Here is a 343-nt window from a genome sequence, read left to right on the forward strand (position 1 = left end):
CGTATCGTGAGCATCCTTTCGCGTTTCACCGGTATCATTAAAAACCTCCGACAGACTCCCCACACATGGAGAAACAGAACTGTGACTAAACAGGAAAAAACCGCCCTTAACATGGCCCGCTTCATCAAAAGCCAGACGCTGACCCTGCTGGAAAAACTGAATGAACTGGACGCCGACGACCAGGCTGACATCTGCGAAGCGCTTCACGACCACGCTGACGAGCTTTACCGCAGCTGCCTCGCACGCTTCGGGGATGACGGTGAAAACCTCTGACACATGCAGCTCCCGGAGACGGTCACAGCTGGCCTGTGAGCGGATGCCGGGAGCAGACAAGCCCGTCAGG

The 343-nt window shown here is 56.3% G+C and carries 1 protein-coding gene; it reads left to right on the plus strand.

The window, feature by feature from the left end:
- Nucleotides 1–81 precede the first annotated feature (81 nt).
- Nucleotides 82–273, plus strand: coding sequence for a Rop family plasmid primer RNA-binding protein (locus E0D98_RS26205; protein ID WP_000165972.1), 192 nt, complete (start codon nucleotides 82–84; stop codon nucleotides 271–273).
- Nucleotides 274–343 lie beyond the last annotated feature (70 nt).

The organism is Escherichia sp. KCJ4928 (assembly GCF_004352695.1).
Lineage (GTDB): Bacteria > Pseudomonadota > Gammaproteobacteria > Enterobacterales > Enterobacteriaceae > ECMA0423.